Genomic DNA, 16,180 nt, shown 5'->3' with positions numbered 1-16,180 from the left:
CTAGCCTCCGGTGGGAGCGCGGGCGTTCCGGGCGTAGGGGCGGGTTTCAAACCCGCCCCTACGGTCATCACAGAGCGGGCAGAAGTGCTTGACGATGTCGCTCACGACCCGCGCGCCCCAATCGTTGGGGAGGTCGGTTACGTCCAACACCTTGGCCACCGCGCCGCAGTGGTCGCAGCGCACCTGGTGCTGCGCTCTGGGGGATATCTGTCGGCTCATGTACGCCCCCTGCTCAGCCGCTTGACGGATGCCTTGAGCGTGTTCAACTCACACGCCGCCGCGAGCCTCTCACCGCACAGCAGGAGGCAGAGGTACAACCCCAGCCTGCCCCGCCGCCGGGCCTGGCGCTGCTTTGTGGATAACCGGCTCATGATTCGATCCTGATCAGATCGCCATCGGGGGTATCCAGTCGCCGGTCCGGGTCCATCGTCACTACCAACTGAACCTGCGCCCCATCAATCTCCGCGATGGCCCATTCACAGGTCTCCCCCGTGTTCAGATCAAGCAACTCAGCGGACAACTGCGCGAGCAACTCCTTGGCATCCATCACCAGATCAAGTTGGCTCATTTCCGCTCCCTCCGCTTCGCCGCCGCCCGCCGTCCCGGCCGCACGTCATCCAGACTCGCGTCCGCCACCCGGGCGGCGTGGCGCAGGTCCGCATCCGCCAGGAACTGCGCCGCCCAGTCGCGCACCCGCGCCTCCTCCTGGGGCGACATCAGAGGCGCCGGTACCCGGTCCCCTGGCGTGTAATGCTCCCGCAGTTCATAGCCGTCTTGGATACCCCGGTCCACCAGCGACTGCAGCCCTTGCAGCCCATAGACGATGGCGTGACAGGCCTCGTCATAGCCCAGGTCATCCAGACTGGCCGGGAAGTTCGTCAGCTCCGTGACGATGCGCTGCATCGCCAGCCCCACGCTGCGCAGCCGTTCCACCTCCTCCAACGCCGCCAGCCGCAGGGCCGACAGGCGTCGACTCGGGGCCGGCAGCGCGGCCAGGCGCTTGTTGCTCTCCAGTGCCGCATCACGCTGCGCCGCGATCTCATCGCGCTGTGCCCGCAGTTCCGCGGTCTCCATCCGCTCACGGACCAAGGCCCGGATCGAATCCCGATCCATCGCCGGCACCTCGGCCATGGTGCCGTCCTGCACCAGGGCCTCGATCAACTGCTGACCGCCGGGGGCCAGCGCCTGGAGATTGCGCCGGGGCAATTGCGTCAATACCGGCACCGCCGCATCCGGCGCACCGAAGATCAGCCGCGCCATTTGCATCGCATCCTGTGCGGTGCGGGCCGGGATACCCGCCTCCTGGCACCAACCCACATAGGCCCCCTGGCCCATCTCGCGCTTGAGCATCCACAGCCCCAGGCCCAGCTCCGAGAGGCGTTGACTCACCCCCGCGTTGCGGTCCGCGCACCAGAAGCGCAGCGCCTCCCCTTGCAGCGGCTGCCCGTTGGACTGCGGCAGCTCCCAGTCCACGGACTCCGCCACCAGCGCCAGGCGCTCAGCGGCGATGCGCAGGTCCCACGGCAACGGCTCTGCCGTTGCCGTTGTTGCCAATTCAGTTGATTTGCTCATTGCGTCGCTCCATTACTTCCAGCATCTCCATCACCCCGATGGCCATCAGTTCCGCGTGCGTCCGATCGGCCTCCGCCACGGCCCGGGTGAACTTCACCCGTACCGCCACGTCCGGTGCATCCTCGGGGCGCCCTCGATATCCTCAAAGATGATTACGCACCGCATGACGCTGCCCTCTTTGACAGTCTTCCCGGCACCGCCTCCGTCTGCACCAACACCAACCCCGCGGCCACCGCCGGCCACACCGCGTCGGCCGGCAACCACTCCAGATGCGTGCGGCTGGTGCGTGCCTCGCGGACCCGCCGCGTCTGCAACACCTCCTGCTCGGTCAGGTGTGCCAGCGGCTCGCCGACCTCCCGGCCCATGGCCAGCTTCACCTCCGCATAGGTCACCGGCCGCCCGGCCTGGCGCACAAAGGCCAGCAGCTTCTCGGTGAACACGCCCACCTCACGCGCCCGCCGCGCCCGTTGCGCCGGCACGTCCGATCCCGGCTTGAGCGTCGGCGCCCGCCGGTGCCGGTCCGCGGTCTGCCCACAGACCCCCGGCGGGATCACCCGCACCAGCGCGAGTTCTGCCGGCGAATGCACCGGCTGGGGTTTCGGCGCTTCCATGAACATCAGGCACCCCCGGCGGCGTGCCGCCCGCAGGAGCATGCCCCGCACCCCGTCGGAGCGGCCCCCGCCCGCGACGGCTCCTCGGCACAGCCCGTGAGCGTCGCCTCCACCACCTCCCACATATCCAACAACACCCGCACCTGCTCGGCGTGCACCGTCGCCCCCAGCGTCCCGGTGCGCCTGGCCTGGCGCGCCGCCGTCATGTGCAGATGGGCCAGGTTGCCGTAACACACCGCCAGGTCATCCACCAGACTGGACTGCGCCCCCGGTACCGACTGCTGGAACGCCTTCAGCAGCGTGTTCAGGCCGCACCGCAGCTGGGCGGACTGCACCTCCAGCACCGTGCGCAGCGGCTCCGCCACCTGCGCCGACCACGCATCGCACAGCGCCGCCAGCCCCGCATAGCGGCTGACCACCTCCTCCTTGAGCCCCGCCGCCGCCGCCGTAGGAGCGGCCCCCAGGCCGCGACGCACCCCCGGCACCACGGTGAGCCCATAGAGCGTGCCCCCGCGCCCATCCTCCACCCGCAACCGCTCCTGCCACAGCGCCTCCTCCAACGCATCCGCCAGTTCCCGGATCTGCACCCCATGCCCCGCGCAGAACCCATCCAGGAACCCGAGCATGTGATGCGCCATCACCACGCTATCCGGGTGCGGCTGCTCCGCCTCGAAATACTCCGCCCCCAGGTCCATCAGCCCCTCATTCGCCGCCGGGGGCTCAGCGGGCGAGACCCCGTGATCCCCCAGGTGCGCCCATACCATCCGCCGAGTTGCCTTGCTCATGCCTCATCCCCCTGTTGTACCTTCACCGCCACCGCCAAGGCCCGTTGCAGCTTCCGCTGCAACTGCACCAGGCTCGCCATGCCGCTCACCAGTTCAGTGAGCAGGCAATCGTCTGGGTTCACTCCGCCGATCAGTCCGCAGAACGGCAGCTTGAGCCAGTCCCATTCAATGCGCACGGGGGACCGATAGCCCCCCAGCCACCGCGGCCACTCTCCGGTATCGATGCCAGTGCCCACGTAATGCCAGGTCACCCCATCGTCGACCAGACGCCCGGACCCGCGCAGCCAGGACACAGCGGAGCCCCAGGAGGCGCCAAGGTCCCGGGCTTGGGGCCGCCCACTGGCCACGATGGCCATGTCCGCCCCCACCCGCACCTGTTGATGGGCCACCGGCCCCGCGGCACAGATGGCCGCGATCAGCCCGATGTAGTCGTTCGCGGTGATCATCGGGCCACTCACTGCCGGGGCGCTCATGACAGTGCCTTCAACTGGTCGTTCAGATGGGCCGCCATCTGTTGCTGATCGTCCAGCCAGTCACTCAGCCGCTTTATCAGGAACGCCGCCGGGGTCCGCGCCCGCAGCATGTCCTGGCCGTCCTCCAGGCTGATGCTCACGTTCCCGATGCCCGGGAGGTCGGTCGGCAGGGGATGGTCCTCGATCACCAGCACAAAGCGCGCACCGGCCGGCTTGGCCTGCGGCTTGATGCACCGCCCCTTTGCCTGTGAGCCCATCACGCACCCCCCAGCCGGGCGGCCAAGACGCGGCGCGTGGTCTGGTCCATCGCCATGGTCAGCGTGGGCCGCACCAGCAACCCGCTGCCGTTGTCCATCAGGTACCGCGCCGAGGCGCTCTCCACCGTCACGCCCAGCGGCCAACCGCCCGTCGGTCGGGCACTCTTCGCCCGCGGGTCCGGCGTGCGCTCGGCACGCGGCAGGTCGAACCACCAAAAGCTATTGCGTCCCAGGGTCATCGCACTCATTGCGCACCCCCCTGCCACTCACCGGCCAGCCACGCCAACAGGTCAGGCGCCATCACAGAGACGGCCGTCAACAGCAAAAGAAAGGAATCAAAACCCATCGTCTCGTCTCCCCTCGGTTAAGCCGCCTTGCGCTGCACTGGCAGCGGGGTCGGCAGGACACGCGTGCCCAGGGTTCGCCTGAGCTTGCGCATGATTTCGTGTGCGAGCACGCCTTGCGGCGCGCGGTCGGTCCGCCCGGCCCAGCGGTGGATCGTGCGGTACACCGTCTCGACCTCGTAGCGGTTCGCCTTGGCCCAGGCGTACACCGTGGTGCCGCGCTCGTGCAGGGCATCGAGCACCCGCTGGGCTGGCGACCCGGTTGCATCGCGGTAGGCGTCGTCTGACATCGGTTGCGGTATCCTCTGATTTGTTGGCCAACAGGTGTTGGTTACGATGAATGCATTGTGACTCACGAAACGGGAGCGCGCAAGAGGGTGACATACGATTTATGAGTGACGGGGCGCCCGAATGGGAGGCGGTGATGGGCAGGCTTGCGGACGCCACTGGTGCAGGGACCGATGCAGCACTGGCGCGGATGCTTGGACTATCCACGGGCGACTTTGCCCAGCGGAAGAAGCGCGGAAAGATACCCTGGGATCGGGTGATCCCTCTCGCTGGCTCCCGAATGGTGAGTCTCGATTGGTTGACGACAGGCGTCGCAGCGCCGGATGCGGGGGCGCGGCGGCCAATCCATGACGACGTGCCTGTAACCGCGACCCAGCTACCCGACGACCCGGCGCAAATGGCTGGCCGTCAGCCACGGGTGGCCGCGCTGTTGGGCGTGGTCGCGGCCCTGTCACCCGAGGCGCAAGACGCGGTGCTCTCCGAATGCCTATCCCGCGCTGAGGCGGCTCAACGGCTCGCGGAACTAGAGCGGAGGCTTGAGCAGATGGACGAACAGCGTCGCGCGTGACACCCGCCGATTACCTTAAAAAAATTGGTACCATGCGCAGCGCGCTGCGCATGGTACCAAGCCGCGCGGGGTTATTCCCCGCGCGCCGCACAGCAGGAGAGACCATGCTTGTCGCCTTCTTCCACCGGCTCAGAGACCTGTTTCTGTCAGCGATCTACAAATATGACGCGGTCGCCGCCGCGCTCGACCGCGAGGCAACGGCCGCCAAGAAGGCCAAGGATTGGGACCGCGCAATCACCTGTTTGCGCAAGGTGAACGCCCGTCGGGGTGAGCCCTCGTCCGTGCGGCTGGCGCTCTATCTCCAGCAGGCCGGGCGCTTTGATGAGTCCATGCGGGAGTTCCGCGGACTGGTCGAGGCGGTGGAGCCCACGGTCAACAGGTCTTTGGCCCACGCGACGCCCAACGGCCGACGCGCGTCCAAGGCCACTCACTTGATGCAGATCTACGACAAGATGGCATTGGCCTGCCGACGCGAGAAGCGCGTGGAAGATGCCGCGCGCTTTGCCGCACTGGCGAACGAGCAACAGGCGATTCGGGCCGAGGTCAGTCCGCTGGTGAAGGCAGAGCGAAAGAAAAAAATCGCAGAGTGGAGAGCACGATGGGGGATCAAGCCATGACCGACGAAACCCGCGACGCCCAACTCTTACGCGTCCTCACCACTGGCCGGCCCAGCCAGGACGACTGGCCGGCTGCGGCCTACCTGATCGAGAAGGGTTACGGCCATGGCGACTGCCGCCGCTCCAACATGGAAGGCTCGAAGGGCGACATCCTGGCCCTGGTGTGGCAGCGCACCACGGCCAACGGTCTGGACTTCGCCGAAGCGTTGCGGCTAAAACTTGACCAGGCCGGTAAGGGACAGCAGCCACCACAGGAACAGCGATCCGAACACGCTGTAAAAGATGACGGCTGGCACAAAAAGCCAATTGGGATGATTGGCATTGCGCTGATTTCTGGCGCGCTGCTTTTGATCCTTAAGCATCTGTTGAGCCTGTATTTCGGCATCTCCCAATGAGTCGGGATAAGGCTCAACCAACCCCAGCCGTTTGGCGTCTGCCTCCGTGAGCCCTTGCGTGAACACGGTCGGGGCTTGCCGGGTCAATGCGTCCAGGGCGTCGTGGAGCGCCTGCGGGTTATCTTTGATCAATGCGTACCCGGCTAGATTGATCTCGATAATCACCCGGCGCGGCCACCCCCACGCGTCGCGCACGGCACGTACCGCGCGGCGCAAAAAGCCGCGTCGGTACCCACGGGGGTAGCCTGGGTAGTGCAGGATGAACGCATCCGGCGCTCGATCCGCCTGCCGCTGATCGTGTTCTTCTTTGGTCGCCCGCAGCTGTTTCGCGAGGGTCTCGGCTTCCTCCCGCGAGAGGGTGAAGGTAGCCGGCCGCTCAGGGGCCGGAAAGGTGAAAGTGACCGTGCGCTGTGACTGGTCGCCGTTGTCTGTCATCGTGGTCTGCCACCCAACCGCGGGCTTATGGTCCTGCCAGAAATCGCCTTGCTGTTCGCTCATCGCCTACCTCGTGCTTCTGTGACTTGACGCCCGCCGCCGCAGGTCGCACCCTAAGCCCTGAGCCCCCCGACTGAACGGGGGAAAGCTTTCCCCGTCCCCCGCTGCGCCCCCTCCCCCCACACTCTCCGTGTCGCGGACCACCCGGTCCGTCTATCCGACCCGGAGGCATGTGTGAATCCCAAAGGCTATCTCCAATCCCGTACCGTCTGGGGCCTGCTGATCCTGGCCCTGACCACCGCGGCCCAAACCATTTGGCCCACCGTCGACGCCTCCCAGGTGGAGGTGCTGGCCGGGCATGGCGCTGACCTGCTCGGCTTTGGCCTGGCCATTTGGGGCACCAAGGCCCGGCCGGAACTCTCCGGGCTCTGGAAGCCCAAGGATGGTGCGGCATGACCACCCCCACCGGCCGCCGTGGCTATGACGTGGACGGCCCCGAGATCCTGCGCGCCCTGGGGCGGATCGAGGGCACCCTGGCCGGCATCGAGCAGGGCGTGGCGGAGGCCAAGGCCGGGGTGGGCGCCGTGAACGCCCGGCTCGATGGGCATGTGGGCGCCAGCGGGCGGGCGGGGGCCTTGATGGGCACCCTGGCCGCCGGGGGGATTGCCGTGGTGGTGGAGATGGCCAAGCGCTGGCCGCCCATCTGATACCCCATGGCCTACCCCCCAGAGACCCGCGCGGCGGTGCGTGCCGCCTACATCTACCAGCGCCTGCCGCTGACCGATGCCGCTGCCGCCGCCGGTGTGGCGGAGGGCACTGCGCGCACCTGGATGCGCTGCAGCCGCCAGGATGGCGATGACTGGGACGCCTGCCGCACCGCCGCCAGCCTGTCACGCGAGGGCCAACTGGCCGTCGCGTCCATGGTGCTGGAACAGTTTGTGTTGCAGTTCCGATCAACCTTGGAGGGGCTGAAGGGCAATACCCAACTGGGGCCGATCGAGCGCGCGGAGATCCTTGCCCGCCTGTCAGACAGCTACACCAAGATGATGTCCAGCGCCGCCAAGGTGGCGACCCCCATCAGCCGCCTGGCGGTGGCGCTGGAGACGCTGCGCGAACTGGCCAAATACATCGGCGCCGAACGGCCCGACAGTCTCCCGGTGTTCGCGGAGCTGTTGGAAGGGTTCGGTGCCCGTCTTACGGAGACTTTGGCCCGTGCCTAAGCGACCGTTCAACTTGTGCATCCACTGCGATCATCGGGGGCCTGAGCGACTGCTTACGACCGCGTGCGCTCGCGTGATTCCGCAACCGCGGTACTCGCCCATCGACGGTTCCGCTTTTGTCATGCCGCTCCCCGATTGCGAGGACTTGCGGTTACCCCATGGCGACTGCGGCCCGCATGGTAATCACTGGGCGCCGGTCCGGTGGTGGCGGCATCCGTGGCGCTGGATCGCTATGCGCGACTATCAGTGGCGGCTGATCCGAGAGGTACCCGATCATGGATGACGCCGACCGCGCCCAAGAGCGCATTGACCAGGACCTGGCGGCCGACCTGGCGGCGCACCATGCCCGTACCGAGGTGCCGCTGGGTACCCCGTGGGAGGATGAGCAGGGGCGCCGGCTGTGTCTGGACTGCGGGGAGGTGCTAAGCCCGCGCCGGCTCAACGCCATGCCTGGGGCGATCCGGTGCGTGGATTGTCAGAGTGCCGTGGAGCTCTACGGATGAGCGGGCTACGCGACGCTGGAGCGTCGGGACTTGCTCCCACGCTGGAGCGTGGGAGCCAGAGGCCGGTGAGTGATGCGCCCGCACTCGGGCACCAGGTGGGCGGTGATGAGGATCTGGCCAAAGCGGCGCACACCTTGCAGCTCTATCTGGAGCTGGCGCGGGGCACCGCATGAGCCTCACCGCCCGCGCCTTCCTGCGTGAGCTGGCCGACGACCGCGCCCGGTTGCAGCGCGACATCGAGGCGCGGCGGCTCGATCTGGACCCGAGCCCTGAGGCCCGCACCGCGCGGCGCCGCCGGGTGCTGGTAGACCAAGACTATTGGTGGTGGGCCACCACCTACTTTCCGCACTACCTGCGCGGGGAGGGGTCCAGCTTTCAGCGCCACTTTGCCCAGCGTGCGCCGCAGTTGCTGCGCGGCTCGGCTGGCTGCGTGGAATGGTGGATCGCGCCGCGCGGCGAGGCCAAGACCAGCCTCGCCACCAAGCTGCTGCCCCTCTGGTGCGCCATCGACATCCTGTTGCAACAGCCGGACGTGCGCGCGGAGGTCGGCTGGAGCGGGGGCGTCCCGCCCCCGATTGACTACATCCTCTTACTCTCCGCCGAGACGCGCCTGCCCACCAAGGCCCTGGATGCGATCAAGACGGAACTCACCTGCAACGCCAGCCTGGCCCTGGACTGGCCCGAGGTCTGCGGCCAGGGCCGCATCTGGCGCGTGGCGGAGGTGCTCACCGCCAGCGGGGTGAAGATCGAACCCTTCGGCGCCGAACAGGCGGTACGCGGTTCCGCCCACGGTGCCGCCCGGCCCAAGCTGCTGTTGCCCGATGACCTGATCACCGACAGCGAGGCCAAGAGCCCGACCGAACGGGAGAACCGTTGGACCTGGGTCACTCGTGCAGTGGAGTATTTGGGGCCGCCCGACGGCAGCGTGAAGGTCTTGGGCGTGGGGACCATCCTGCACCAGGATGACCCCATCAGCCGCGCCAAGAAGACCCCCGGGCACCTGGTGCACCACTTCCGCGCCCTGGAGCAGGAGCCCATCCGCAAGGACCTGTGGGGCAAGTGCGAAGAGTTGATGCGCAATGAGGACCGGCGCGCGGAGCTGGTCGCCGCGGACGCGGGCCGTAAACTGCCCGTCGCTGAGCTGCCCAGCCACCGCTATTACATCCGCCATCAAAAGCAGATGGACCAGGGCGCCCGGGTCTCCTGGCCGGGTGTGCGTTCCTTATATGAGCTGATCGCCAAGCGGGTGCGCGCCCCCCGCGCCTTCGCCACCGAGATGCAGGGCGACGGCCAGACCGAAGACCGCGTCTTTGCCTCCTGGACCTGGTGGAACGGCGAGCCCGGGGCCGGGTGGATCGCGCTCGGTGCCGTGGACATGAGCATCGGCGGCCCGCGCAATCACCCCAGCGGCATCCTCTGGGGCTACTGGAACCCGACGCACAAGACCCTGCATGTGCGCGAGGACAGCGTCAAGCGCCGGGCGCCGTCGAAGCTGCGCTCCGATCTGGTCGCCGGCCAGCGCCGCCACCACGCGCGGCACATCGCCTGGGAGAACAACCAGGCGCAAGAGGACAGCCGCCGGACCTCCATCCAGTACGGACTGGAACAAGGCTGCCCGCTGCCGCTGGTGGGTGTGACGGCGATCGAGGACCGCGTGGTGCGCATCGAATCGCTTGAGCCCTACCTGACCGACCCGGTTGCGCCCTCCATCCTGATCCACCCGGCCTGTGCCGCGCTGGTCTCTGAGCTTGAGACCTGGCCCGAGGCGCAGCCGCACCACGACTATGAGGCGCTGTGCTGTCTCTACATGCTCTGGGGCCTGGCGGCGAGCCGGGCGCAGAGCTACGCCTTGCACCGCACCCCCAATCCTGCCACCGAGGGCCTGTTTGGCCCGGGAGCCTTTTGATGTCTGACCAGTCCATTCAATACCCGGGGCCGCTGCATCTCGGTGACCGCGGGCCGGTGGCCGCGCTGCAGTTTATGGAAGGCGAGGGCCATGACTGAGCGCGCGGTTCTCAGGATGGACGCGCTCCGGGCCATGCGCGCCTTTGTGGTCCCGGATCACCACCACCGGGGGTGCTACACCTGCAAGCACTACCGCATCCAGCACCAGGAGCCCTGGTGCATCCATCCGGTGAACAAGTTGCCGGTGGCCTGGAAGACCGCCATCAGTGCCGGGCAGCCGTGCGGGGCGGATAACGCACCACTCTATGAGGCCCGCTTATGTTGACCCGCGTGCTCAATGCCGCCCAGTCCGGCCTGGCCCGTCTGTTGCGCGAGCCCAAGGCCGTGCCCAGCGCGCAACGCCCGGTGCTGCCCACCGGCAGTCTGGACGGCTTGACCCCGGCGCGCCTCACCTCGCTGTTGCGCTCCGCCATCTACTCCAATGCCCGGGACTATCTGGAACTGGCCGAACGGATGGAAGAGGCGGACCTGCATTACCGCTCCCAGATCCAGACCCGGCGCCTGGCGCTGGAAGGGCTGGAGGTGCGGGTGGCGCCGGCCGGGGATCGCGGTATGGCGCGGCGCCTGTCCCAGGGTCTGGAGGAGATGACCCGCAGCGATTGGTGGGGTGACCTCACGGCCCTGTCCGACGGCATCGCCAAGGGCTACGGCGTCGCCGAGGTCTTGTGGGACACCAGCGGCTCCGAATGGCGCCCCGGTGAAGTCATTTTGCGGCCCCAGCGCTGGTTCCGTTATGACCGCGACGATGGGCGCACCCTGCGGCTGGAAGACGGGACCCTGCGCGGGCTGGACCTACAGCCGTACGGCTTTGTGGTGCATGAACCCGCGCTCAAGGCCGGGCTGCCGATCCGGGCGGGGCTGGCGCGTGCCGCCGGTTGGGCCTATCTCTTGAAGATGCTCGCGCTCAGGCGCTGGTCCATCGCCGGTGAGTTGTCCGGGGTGTTCCGCACCGGCCGCTACCCGGCCGGCACGCCGGATGAGGATATCGATATCCTCAAGGCCGCGGTGGCGGCCATCGGGTTGGATGGGTCGGCGGTGTTCCCGGCCTCGATGATGCTCGATGTCATCGCGCCCAAGGGTGCCAACGGGACCGACATCCAGGAGCGGCTGTGTCGGTATCTGGATGAGCAGGTGAGCAAGTGTGTGGTCGGCCAGACCATGACGGCGGACAACGGGGCGAGTCTGAGCCAGGCCAAGGTGCACAACGAGGTGCGGTTGGACATCCTGAGCGCGGATGCCCGGGCGCTCACGCGGACCATCAACCGCCAGGTGGTGCGCCCCTGGGTGGACCTGAACTTTGGGCCGCAACCGGTGTATCCGCAGATTGAGATGCCGGTGGAGTGGCCGGAGGACCTGGTGGCCCTGGCCACGGCCTTGGAGAAGCTGACCCCGCTGGGGTTGGATGCGCCGCTGTCCTGGGTGCGGCGCAAGTGGGCGGTGCCGGAGCCCATGCAGGGGGAGGCGGTGTTGGGGGCGCCGGCGGCGGCGCCGGGGCCTGATCCCGCGGTGCCTGCTGTACCGGTGGTGCCGGTCCCGCAACGGGCGCTGCAAGCACAGGGGCGGGACGCCCCTGCTCCCGACGGGATTGACGCCCTGGTGGATGCGGCGCTGGCCGATTGGGAGGCGGACCTGGCCCCGCTGCATGAGCCCTTGCGCGCCGCGATGGCGGCACTGGGACCGGACGCCACCGCGGCCGATGCCATTGCCATGCTGCCTGGTCTGCTGGCCAGGATGGACGCGGACCCCTTGGCCGCGCGGCTCACCCAACTGGCCTATACCGCGCGCCTGGCCGGTGCCGCGGGGATTGAGCCCGACTGATGCCGCTCGCCACCGGCCCGGGCGCACCGCCCACGACACCGGTCCCGGAGGACCTGACCCCGGCCGAGTTCGCGCGGCTGTTCGTGCAGACGCCAGAGGGCGCGGCCACCTACCTGGAAGGCCGCAAGCGCCTGACGCAGACCTATGACTGGCGCGAGTTGTGGCAGGAGGAACACGCCCACCAGTTCACCGTCTCCCGCCTGGCCCGCCTGGACCTGCTGGCCGCCATCCAAGACGGCATCACCAAGAGCGTGGGCGGGGACCTGACCCGGCGGGACTTTGAGCGCAGCACCACCAAGCTGCTCCAGGAGTCCGGGTGGTGGGGTAAGGTCGAGGTGGTAGACCCCAACACCGGGGAGGTACTCAACACCCGCTTCGACCCCAACCGGGTCAAGCTGATCTATGACGTGAACACCCGCATGGCGCACAGCGCCGGGCGCTGGCAGCGGTTCGAGCAGTCGGCCGGCACCCATCCTTACCTGCGCTACATCACCAAGGGCGATGAGCGGGTACGCGCGAGCCACGCGGCCTGGCACAACGTCACCCTGCCCATCGGGCACCCCGTCTGGAAGACCCACTATCCACCCTGCGGCTGGCACTGCCGCTGCCGGGCCATGGCGGTGAGTCAGGCCCAATACGAGGCCGGCCAGGTCCCGTACCGCGATCGCGAGACGGGTGAACTGCGCATGGCTCAATTGGACAAGACCGCGCCGAAGGTCGAGTGGGTGGCCTGGAAGGACAAGCGCACCGGTGAGACCCGCGACGTGCCGGCCGGGATCGATCCGGGGTTTGGTTACAATGTCGGCATCGCGGCCCAACGGGCCGCTGAGTTGGCCAAGCAGGTGGAGGCCAAGCTGGCGGCGGTCCCACCGGTGCTAGCCGCAGCGGCAAACAAGGCCGTCGTGACGCTTCCGACCCCGGATGTCGCCGCCTTTGTGGCTGATGCCCGCTCGGTGGCAGACCGGCAGATGCAAATCGATTTCGGCCCGGTCACCGGTGTGGAGGCAATCCTGCGCGAGACCGGTTTAGACCTGACCGGCTATGCTCGCGCAATGGATAACTACGGGGTCCGCCACACGTTGAAGCAACATGGCAACCCCGCGCGCGAAGCCGCCCGCGGTCAGATCGCCGTGTCTGAGCACGACTTCGCGTTGGTCGAACTGATCACCAGTGCTTGGGATCGCGTGTTTTTGGACGGCAAAAACGCCATCGGTCGGGATGTGATCGTGTTCGTTAAGGTGATCGACGGCGTGGGGTATCGTTACGTCGAAGAGATCAGACCGCGTGCCCGTTTGGTCGCGCTGGATTCGCTGCGGAAGAAAATGGGGATGTGGCAGAAGTGAGGGGTAACACCCGCGACGAGTGCATGCTGGCTTGCGCCCCCTTCTCTAAACGTCCGAAACGACTTCGCGGGTTAGGTAGAGTATAGCCATGATCAACATCACCGTCCAAGACCAGCAGGTCACGGATTACCTCAACCGTCTCCTGCACCAGTTGGGCGACCTCAGCCCCGCCATGGCCGGGATTGCCACCGAGCTGGGGGCGGCGGTCTCCGGCCGCTTCGAGACCAAGACCGACCCGGCCGGCAACGCCTGGGCGGCCTGGAAGCCATCCACTGAGCAGAACTACCCGGCCGCCGGCAACCGCACCCTGCTGGACCGCTACGGCGATATGCTCGATAGCCTCAACTCCAGTGCCACCGCAGACACCGCCACCATCGGCTTTGGCGTGCCCTATGCCGCCTATCACGAGTGGGGCACCGAGCACATGGCGCGGCGCGGTCTGCTGTCGGCGGACCCGGACGCCGGTACCCTGGGGGCGGAGGATACCCAGCGGGTGCTGGATATCCTGACCCGCCTCTTGAACCCTGCCGCCTGACGCGCCGGACGCCCCGGGTGCGGCTACCGTACTGACCCCTGCAGCCCAACGCCGTGGCGGGCGAATTGACGGGGTATTTACACCATTTACACCGCCCCCTGTGAGCCCCCTGTGAGACCCCCTTCGCCGCCTTGCCGAAACCGCCCGGCGGGCGTAGCCTGATCCCGCCCGATCCCCCCCCCGTAACCCCGCGGGGGAAAGCTTTCCCCGTCCCCTGATTGGCCTGGCGTGCGCACACTGCACCCCATGCCAAACGCACCCCACCCATCGTCGAAGCGCGCGCAGCCCGCAGTCTTTGCGGATCGAGGCCCCGCGGCGGGAGTTCCCGCCGCGGGCTATCTGTCCTGCCAGGGGGCCGGTGTGGCCCTGGCGGCACTGCCTACCGACTGGTGCGAACTGATCCCCCCCGGCGAGTGCCTGACCCGTGACGGTCGCGGCCCGTATACGCTCGCCGCTGCTGCTGCCGTGGTGGCGGCCTTTGCCATCGACTTCCCGCCCGGCTCTGACCAGGCGGCCCCGGTCGATTACGACCACGCGGACCTGAAGCGCACGCCGGGTGCCGATCTGCCCCCCGCGGCCGGCTGGCTGGCGGAGCTGCGCCTGTCCGGCAACGGCGGGATCGAGGGGCGCATCGAATGGACCGAGCGCGCCCGGGCGCACATCGCGGCGCGTGAGTACCGCTACCTCTCCCCTGAACTGCTGGTGGACCCCGAGAGCAATGCCATCGTCGGTCTGTCCGGCGCCGGGCTGACTCACCGGCCGAACCTCTACCTGCGGGCGCTCTCCCATCGCGCCTTGCCCCCACACCTGGAGCCCCAGATGGATGCCGACGAACTGCTGGAGCGGCTGCGCTACCTCTTCAACCTGCCCACCCTGGCCACCACGGCCGAGATTGGTGCGCAACTGCAAATCCTTACCGAGCGGCTGAAGGCCGAGGGCGAACCGGCTGCGGCGGCGGGGTTGGTCTCGGCCAGTGCCACGCCGGCCGACAGGATCGTGCTAATGACGCAGATGGGCCGCGGCCTGTCCGGTCTGCGCGAACTGTGCGCGGTGGCCCCGGAGGTGGAGACGCACCAGGTGCTGATGGCGGCGCACGCCCGCATCACGGATCTCACCAATACCCTGGCCGAACGCGACGCCACTGAGACGGTGGCCCAAGCGCTGCGCGAGCGGCTGATCGAACCCGCCAAGCGGGACTGGGCGCAGGGCTATGCCAAGCGGGACCCGCAGGGCTTCCGTGACTATCTCAAGGGCTGCACCCCGATCCTGCTCAGCCGCACCGACCAGACCCCGGGCACCGACCCCGCCGGCAGTGATTACGAGTCCCTGGTGACCGCCACCATGGCCAGCGACAAGGTCAGCCGCGGCACCGCCATGATGGCGATCGCCCGTGCCCACCCCGAGGCGCACCGCGCCTGGATCGAGTCCACCCAGCCCCAGACGCAGCGCGCGTAAGGAGTCCAGACATGAGCGAAAACGCAGGCTATCGGGCCTTTCTGGCGGGTGAGGCGCTGGCCGTCTCGCGCCGGGTCCGGATCGCGGATGCCTCCAGCACCATGCCCCCCACGGTGGTCTATGCCGATGCGGGCGAGCAGCACATCGGGGTGACCACCCAGGCCGCGGCCAGTGGCAGCTTCACCAATGCCCGGCTGCGCACGGTCTCCGGGACGGTCGAGATCGAGGCGGCGGACAGCTTTGCCAGCGGTGCCGTGCTCTATGGCGCGGCGGACGGCAAGGTGTCCGACTCGGCCAACGGCTCGGCACTCGCCCAGGCGATCGAGGCGGCGGGTTCCGGCGGGGCCATTGTCGAGGTGGTGGAGTTCGGCGTGTTGAGCACCACGGCGGCCACGGTCTCACTGGCGGATGCCGGCGGGCATACCGCTGCCGCCACGGTGGAGGCGGCCCTGGCCGAGTTGTATGTCGACCGGCAGACCGCTCAGGCCACCCTACCCATCCCGCTCGCCGCGATCACGATGGAGGACGGAACGGCACTCACCAAGCAGGCGACCACGGTGGCCGGCCTGGCGCAAGCCGCCAACAAGGAACAGCGGATCGAGATCCCGGTGGACTGCACGGCGGGTGAGGCCCTGGCCTTCTGCCTGCCGCTGCCGCAGGACTACGACGAGGCCGGGGATCTGCATGTCCATGCCCTGGTGGGTAAGGGCGGCAACCTGGACACCCTGACGCTCGATTGCGAGGTCTATCTGGCGGGCCCGGGCGATACCGGCAATGCCGATGCCTGCACCACCGCCGCCCAGGCTTGGCCCCAGGCGGTCACTGAGCTGACCTTCGCCGCCGCCGCGGCGGGCCTGATCGCGGCCCCGGCCACGCTCACCGCCATCCTCACCCTGGGCGGGACCAACGATGGCGATGCCGTCTATCTGTACGGGGCCTGGGTGGAGTACACCCGCAAGGTCCTGGCCGCCTGATCGCCCACTCTATCGATAGGAG

General features: G+C 68.1%; 25 protein-coding genes and 1 pseudogene. 15 read left to right on the top strand and 11 right to left on the bottom strand.

The features are described 5' to 3' along the window. The 10 genes from QZY44_RS21595 to QZY44_RS21550 form a co-directional block, all read right to left on the bottom strand. Entirely contained in the window at positions 1 to 219 is a 219-nt protein-coding gene (locus QZY44_RS21595; protein WP_295452015.1) for a hypothetical protein, read from the bottom strand. A gap of 148 nt (positions 220 to 367) precedes the next feature. Further along, positions 368 to 568: a hypothetical protein gene (locus QZY44_RS21590; RefSeq protein ID WP_295452010.1), complete on the bottom strand. Its 201-nt coding sequence runs from the start codon at positions 566 to 568 to the stop codon at positions 368 to 370. Further along, positions 565 to 1,572, bottom strand: a complete 1,008-nt coding sequence (locus QZY44_RS21585) for a hypothetical protein (protein WP_295452005.1) — start codon at positions 1,570 to 1,572, stop codon at positions 565 to 567. Before QZY44_RS21585 ends, QZY44_RS21590 begins: the two co-directional genes overlap by 4 nt. Next, positions 1,556 to 1,681 carry a hypothetical protein gene (locus tag QZY44_RS21580; protein ID WP_295452000.1) on the bottom strand — a complete coding sequence of 42 codons (126 nt, stop codon included), beginning with the start codon at positions 1,679 to 1,681 and terminating at the stop codon, positions 1,556 to 1,558. Before QZY44_RS21580 ends, QZY44_RS21585 begins: the two co-directional genes overlap by 17 nt. 43 nt (positions 1,682 to 1,724) lie before the next feature. Beyond that, positions 1,725 to 2,189, bottom strand: a complete 465-nt coding sequence (locus QZY44_RS21575; RefSeq protein WP_295451995.1) for a hypothetical protein — start codon at positions 2,187 to 2,189, stop codon at positions 1,725 to 1,727. After that, positions 2,189 to 2,968, bottom strand: coding sequence for a hypothetical protein (locus tag QZY44_RS21570; RefSeq protein ID WP_295451991.1), 780 nt, complete (start codon positions 2,966 to 2,968; stop codon positions 2,189 to 2,191). Before QZY44_RS21570 ends, QZY44_RS21575 begins: the two co-directional genes overlap by 1 nt. Continuing rightward, positions 2,965 to 3,441 (bottom strand): hypothetical protein, encoded by a 477-nt coding sequence (locus tag QZY44_RS21565; RefSeq protein WP_295451989.1) that lies wholly within the window; start codon positions 3,439 to 3,441, stop codon positions 2,965 to 2,967. Before QZY44_RS21565 ends, QZY44_RS21570 begins: the two co-directional genes overlap by 4 nt. Continuing rightward, the gene (locus tag QZY44_RS21560; RefSeq protein ID WP_295451986.1) at positions 3,438 to 3,698 is read right to left on the bottom strand and encodes a hypothetical protein; all 261 of its coding nucleotides are present in this window, start codon (positions 3,696 to 3,698) and stop codon (positions 3,438 to 3,440) included. The genes QZY44_RS21565 and QZY44_RS21560 overlap by 4 nt, the downstream gene beginning before the upstream one ends. Then, the gene (locus tag QZY44_RS21555; protein WP_295451984.1) at positions 3,698 to 3,946 is read right to left on the bottom strand and encodes a hypothetical protein; all 249 of its coding nucleotides are present in this window, start codon (positions 3,944 to 3,946) and stop codon (positions 3,698 to 3,700) included. Before QZY44_RS21555 ends, QZY44_RS21560 begins: the two co-directional genes overlap by 1 nt. Before the next feature lie 116 nt (positions 3,947 to 4,062). Then, positions 4,063 to 4,332: a hypothetical protein gene (locus QZY44_RS21550; RefSeq protein ID WP_295451981.1), complete on the bottom strand. Its 270-nt coding sequence runs from the start codon at positions 4,330 to 4,332 to the stop codon at positions 4,063 to 4,065. Positions 4,333 to 4,382: 50 nt separating this feature from the next. Between QZY44_RS21550 and QZY44_RS35925 the strand changes: the two are divergent. From QZY44_RS35925 to QZY44_RS21540, 3 genes and pseudogenes are all read left to right on the top strand, one after another. Next, a pseudogene (locus tag QZY44_RS35925) lies at positions 4,383 to 4,628 on the top strand (helix-turn-helix domain-containing protein); the annotation flags it as partial. Further along, complete coding sequence (locus QZY44_RS21545; RefSeq protein WP_295451976.1) at positions 4,629 to 4,898, top strand: hypothetical protein; 270 nt, start codon at positions 4,629 to 4,631, stop codon at positions 4,896 to 4,898. Between the two features lie 104 nt (positions 4,899 to 5,002). Further along, positions 5,003 to 5,515, top strand: coding sequence for a hypothetical protein (locus QZY44_RS21540; protein WP_295451972.1), 513 nt, complete (start codon positions 5,003 to 5,005; stop codon positions 5,513 to 5,515). 212 nt (positions 5,516 to 5,727) lie between these two features. Here QZY44_RS21540 and QZY44_RS21535 read toward each other — a convergent pair whose 3' ends face one another. Beyond that, positions 5,728 to 6,408, bottom strand: a complete 681-nt coding sequence (locus tag QZY44_RS21535; protein ID WP_295451968.1) for a hypothetical protein — start codon at positions 6,406 to 6,408, stop codon at positions 5,728 to 5,730. 171 nt (positions 6,409 to 6,579) lie between these two features. Here QZY44_RS21535 and QZY44_RS21530 point away from each other — a divergent pair, with 171 nt between their 5' ends. The 12 genes from QZY44_RS21530 to QZY44_RS21475 all read left to right on the top strand — a co-directional run bounded on the left by QZY44_RS21530 (position 6,580) and on the right by QZY44_RS21475 (position 16,158). Continuing rightward, the gene (locus QZY44_RS21530; protein WP_295451966.1) at positions 6,580 to 6,801 is read left to right on the top strand and encodes a hypothetical protein; all 222 of its coding nucleotides are present in this window, start codon (positions 6,580 to 6,582) and stop codon (positions 6,799 to 6,801) included. Beyond that, entirely contained in the window at positions 6,798 to 7,052 is a 255-nt protein-coding gene (locus QZY44_RS21525; protein ID WP_295451961.1) for a hypothetical protein, read from the top strand. The genes QZY44_RS21530 and QZY44_RS21525 overlap by 4 nt, the downstream gene beginning before the upstream one ends. Before the next feature lie 6 nt (positions 7,053 to 7,058). Beyond that, positions 7,059 to 7,565: a DUF1804 family protein gene (locus tag QZY44_RS21520; RefSeq protein WP_295451954.1), complete on the top strand. Its 507-nt coding sequence runs from the start codon at positions 7,059 to 7,061 to the stop codon at positions 7,563 to 7,565. Positions 7,566 to 7,840: 275 nt separating this feature from the next. After that, positions 7,841 to 8,068, top strand: coding sequence for a TraR/DksA C4-type zinc finger protein (locus QZY44_RS21515; RefSeq protein ID WP_295451948.1), 228 nt, complete (start codon positions 7,841 to 7,843; stop codon positions 8,066 to 8,068). Next, positions 8,065 to 8,241, top strand: a complete 177-nt coding sequence (locus QZY44_RS21510) for a hypothetical protein (protein ID WP_295451944.1) — start codon at positions 8,065 to 8,067, stop codon at positions 8,239 to 8,241. The genes QZY44_RS21515 and QZY44_RS21510 overlap by 4 nt, the downstream gene beginning before the upstream one ends. Beyond that, positions 8,238 to 9,974 (top strand): hypothetical protein, encoded by a 1,737-nt coding sequence (locus QZY44_RS21505; RefSeq protein WP_295451940.1) that lies wholly within the window; start codon positions 8,238 to 8,240, stop codon positions 9,972 to 9,974. The genes QZY44_RS21510 and QZY44_RS21505 overlap by 4 nt, the downstream gene beginning before the upstream one ends. Before the next feature lie 90 nt (positions 9,975 to 10,064). Then, positions 10,065 to 10,298: a hypothetical protein gene (locus QZY44_RS21500; RefSeq protein WP_295451938.1), complete on the top strand. Its 234-nt coding sequence runs from the start codon at positions 10,065 to 10,067 to the stop codon at positions 10,296 to 10,298. Further along, on the top strand, positions 10,292 to 11,851 hold the full coding sequence (locus QZY44_RS21495) for a DUF935 family protein (protein ID WP_295451935.1): 1,560 nt from the start codon (positions 10,292 to 10,294) through the stop codon (positions 11,849 to 11,851). Before QZY44_RS21500 ends, QZY44_RS21495 begins: the two co-directional genes overlap by 7 nt. After that, entirely contained in the window at positions 11,851 to 13,194 is a 1,344-nt protein-coding gene (locus tag QZY44_RS21490) for a phage minor head protein (protein WP_295451933.1), read from the top strand. Before QZY44_RS21495 ends, QZY44_RS21490 begins: the two co-directional genes overlap by 1 nt. Positions 13,195 to 13,282: 88 nt before the next feature. Beyond that, complete coding sequence (locus tag QZY44_RS21485) at positions 13,283 to 13,729, top strand: phage virion morphogenesis protein (RefSeq protein WP_295451928.1); 447 nt, start codon at positions 13,283 to 13,285, stop codon at positions 13,727 to 13,729. A 246-nt stretch (positions 13,730 to 13,975) separates the two neighbouring features. After that, a complete protein-coding gene (locus tag QZY44_RS21480) occupies positions 13,976 to 15,184 on the top strand; it encodes a phage protease (RefSeq protein WP_295451925.1) in 1,209 nt (402 codons plus the stop codon). Positions 15,185 to 15,195: 11 nt separating this feature from the next. Beyond that, complete coding sequence (locus tag QZY44_RS21475) at positions 15,196 to 16,158, top strand: hypothetical protein (RefSeq protein WP_295451915.1); 963 nt, start codon at positions 15,196 to 15,198, stop codon at positions 16,156 to 16,158. Positions 16,159 to 16,180 lie beyond the last annotated feature (22 nt).

It is taken from the genome of uncultured Thiodictyon sp. (genome assembly GCA_903837595.1).
GTDB lineage: Bacteria > Pseudomonadota > Gammaproteobacteria > Chromatiales > Chromatiaceae > Thiodictyon.
This window is presented reverse-complemented; position numbering and strand designations above follow the sequence as displayed.

Coding starts and splice junctions, on each gene's coding strand:
- QZY44_RS21490 (WP_295451933.1), top strand. CDS start 11,851: ATGCCGCTCGCCACCGGCCCGGGCGCACCGCCCACGACACCGGTCCCG.
- QZY44_RS21495 (WP_295451935.1), top strand. CDS start 10,292: ATGTTGACCCGCGTGCTCAATGCCGCCCAGTCCGGCCTGGCCCGTCTG.
- QZY44_RS21570 (WP_295451991.1), bottom strand. CDS start 2,968: ATGAGCAAGGCAACTCGGCGGATGGTATGGGCGCACCTGGGGGATCAC.
- QZY44_RS21520 (WP_295451954.1), top strand. CDS start 7,059: ATGGCCTACCCCCCAGAGACCCGCGCGGCGGTGCGTGCCGCCTACATC.
- QZY44_RS21475 (WP_295451915.1), top strand. CDS start 15,196: ATGAGCGAAAACGCAGGCTATCGGGCCTTTCTGGCGGGTGAGGCGCTG.
- QZY44_RS21535 (WP_295451968.1), bottom strand. CDS start 6,408: ATGAGCGAACAGCAAGGCGATTTCTGGCAGGACCATAAGCCCGCGGTT.
- QZY44_RS21575 (WP_295451995.1), bottom strand. CDS start 2,189: ATGTTCATGGAAGCGCCGAAACCCCAGCCGGTGCATTCGCCGGCAGAA.
- QZY44_RS21505 (WP_295451940.1), top strand. CDS start 8,238: ATGAGCCTCACCGCCCGCGCCTTCCTGCGTGAGCTGGCCGACGACCGC.
- QZY44_RS21550 (WP_295451981.1), bottom strand. CDS start 4,332: ATGTCAGACGACGCCTACCGCGATGCAACCGGGTCGCCAGCCCAGCGG.
- QZY44_RS21485 (WP_295451928.1), top strand. CDS start 13,283: ATGATCAACATCACCGTCCAAGACCAGCAGGTCACGGATTACCTCAAC.
- QZY44_RS21525 (WP_295451961.1), top strand. CDS start 6,798: ATGACCACCCCCACCGGCCGCCGTGGCTATGACGTGGACGGCCCCGAG.
- QZY44_RS21555 (WP_295451984.1), bottom strand. CDS start 3,946: ATGAGTGCGATGACCCTGGGACGCAATAGCTTTTGGTGGTTCGACCTG.
- QZY44_RS21515 (WP_295451948.1), top strand. CDS start 7,841: ATGGATGACGCCGACCGCGCCCAAGAGCGCATTGACCAGGACCTGGCG.
- QZY44_RS21565 (WP_295451989.1), bottom strand. CDS start 3,441: ATGAGCGCCCCGGCAGTGAGTGGCCCGATGATCACCGCGAACGACTAC.
- QZY44_RS21480 (WP_295451925.1), top strand. CDS start 13,976: ATGCCAAACGCACCCCACCCATCGTCGAAGCGCGCGCAGCCCGCAGTC.
- QZY44_RS21560 (WP_295451986.1), bottom strand. CDS start 3,698: ATGGGCTCACAGGCAAAGGGGCGGTGCATCAAGCCGCAGGCCAAGCCG.
- QZY44_RS21590 (WP_295452010.1), bottom strand. CDS start 568: ATGAGCCAACTTGATCTGGTGATGGATGCCAAGGAGTTGCTCGCGCAG.
- QZY44_RS21595 (WP_295452015.1), bottom strand. CDS start 219: ATGAGCCGACAGATATCCCCCAGAGCGCAGCACCAGGTGCGCTGCGAC.
- QZY44_RS21540 (WP_295451972.1), top strand. CDS start 5,003: ATGCTTGTCGCCTTCTTCCACCGGCTCAGAGACCTGTTTCTGTCAGCG.
- QZY44_RS21500 (WP_295451938.1), top strand. CDS start 10,065: ATGACTGAGCGCGCGGTTCTCAGGATGGACGCGCTCCGGGCCATGCGC.
- QZY44_RS21585 (WP_295452005.1), bottom strand. CDS start 1,572: ATGAGCAAATCAACTGAATTGGCAACAACGGCAACGGCAGAGCCGTTG.
- QZY44_RS21510 (WP_295451944.1), top strand. CDS start 8,065: ATGAGCGGGCTACGCGACGCTGGAGCGTCGGGACTTGCTCCCACGCTG.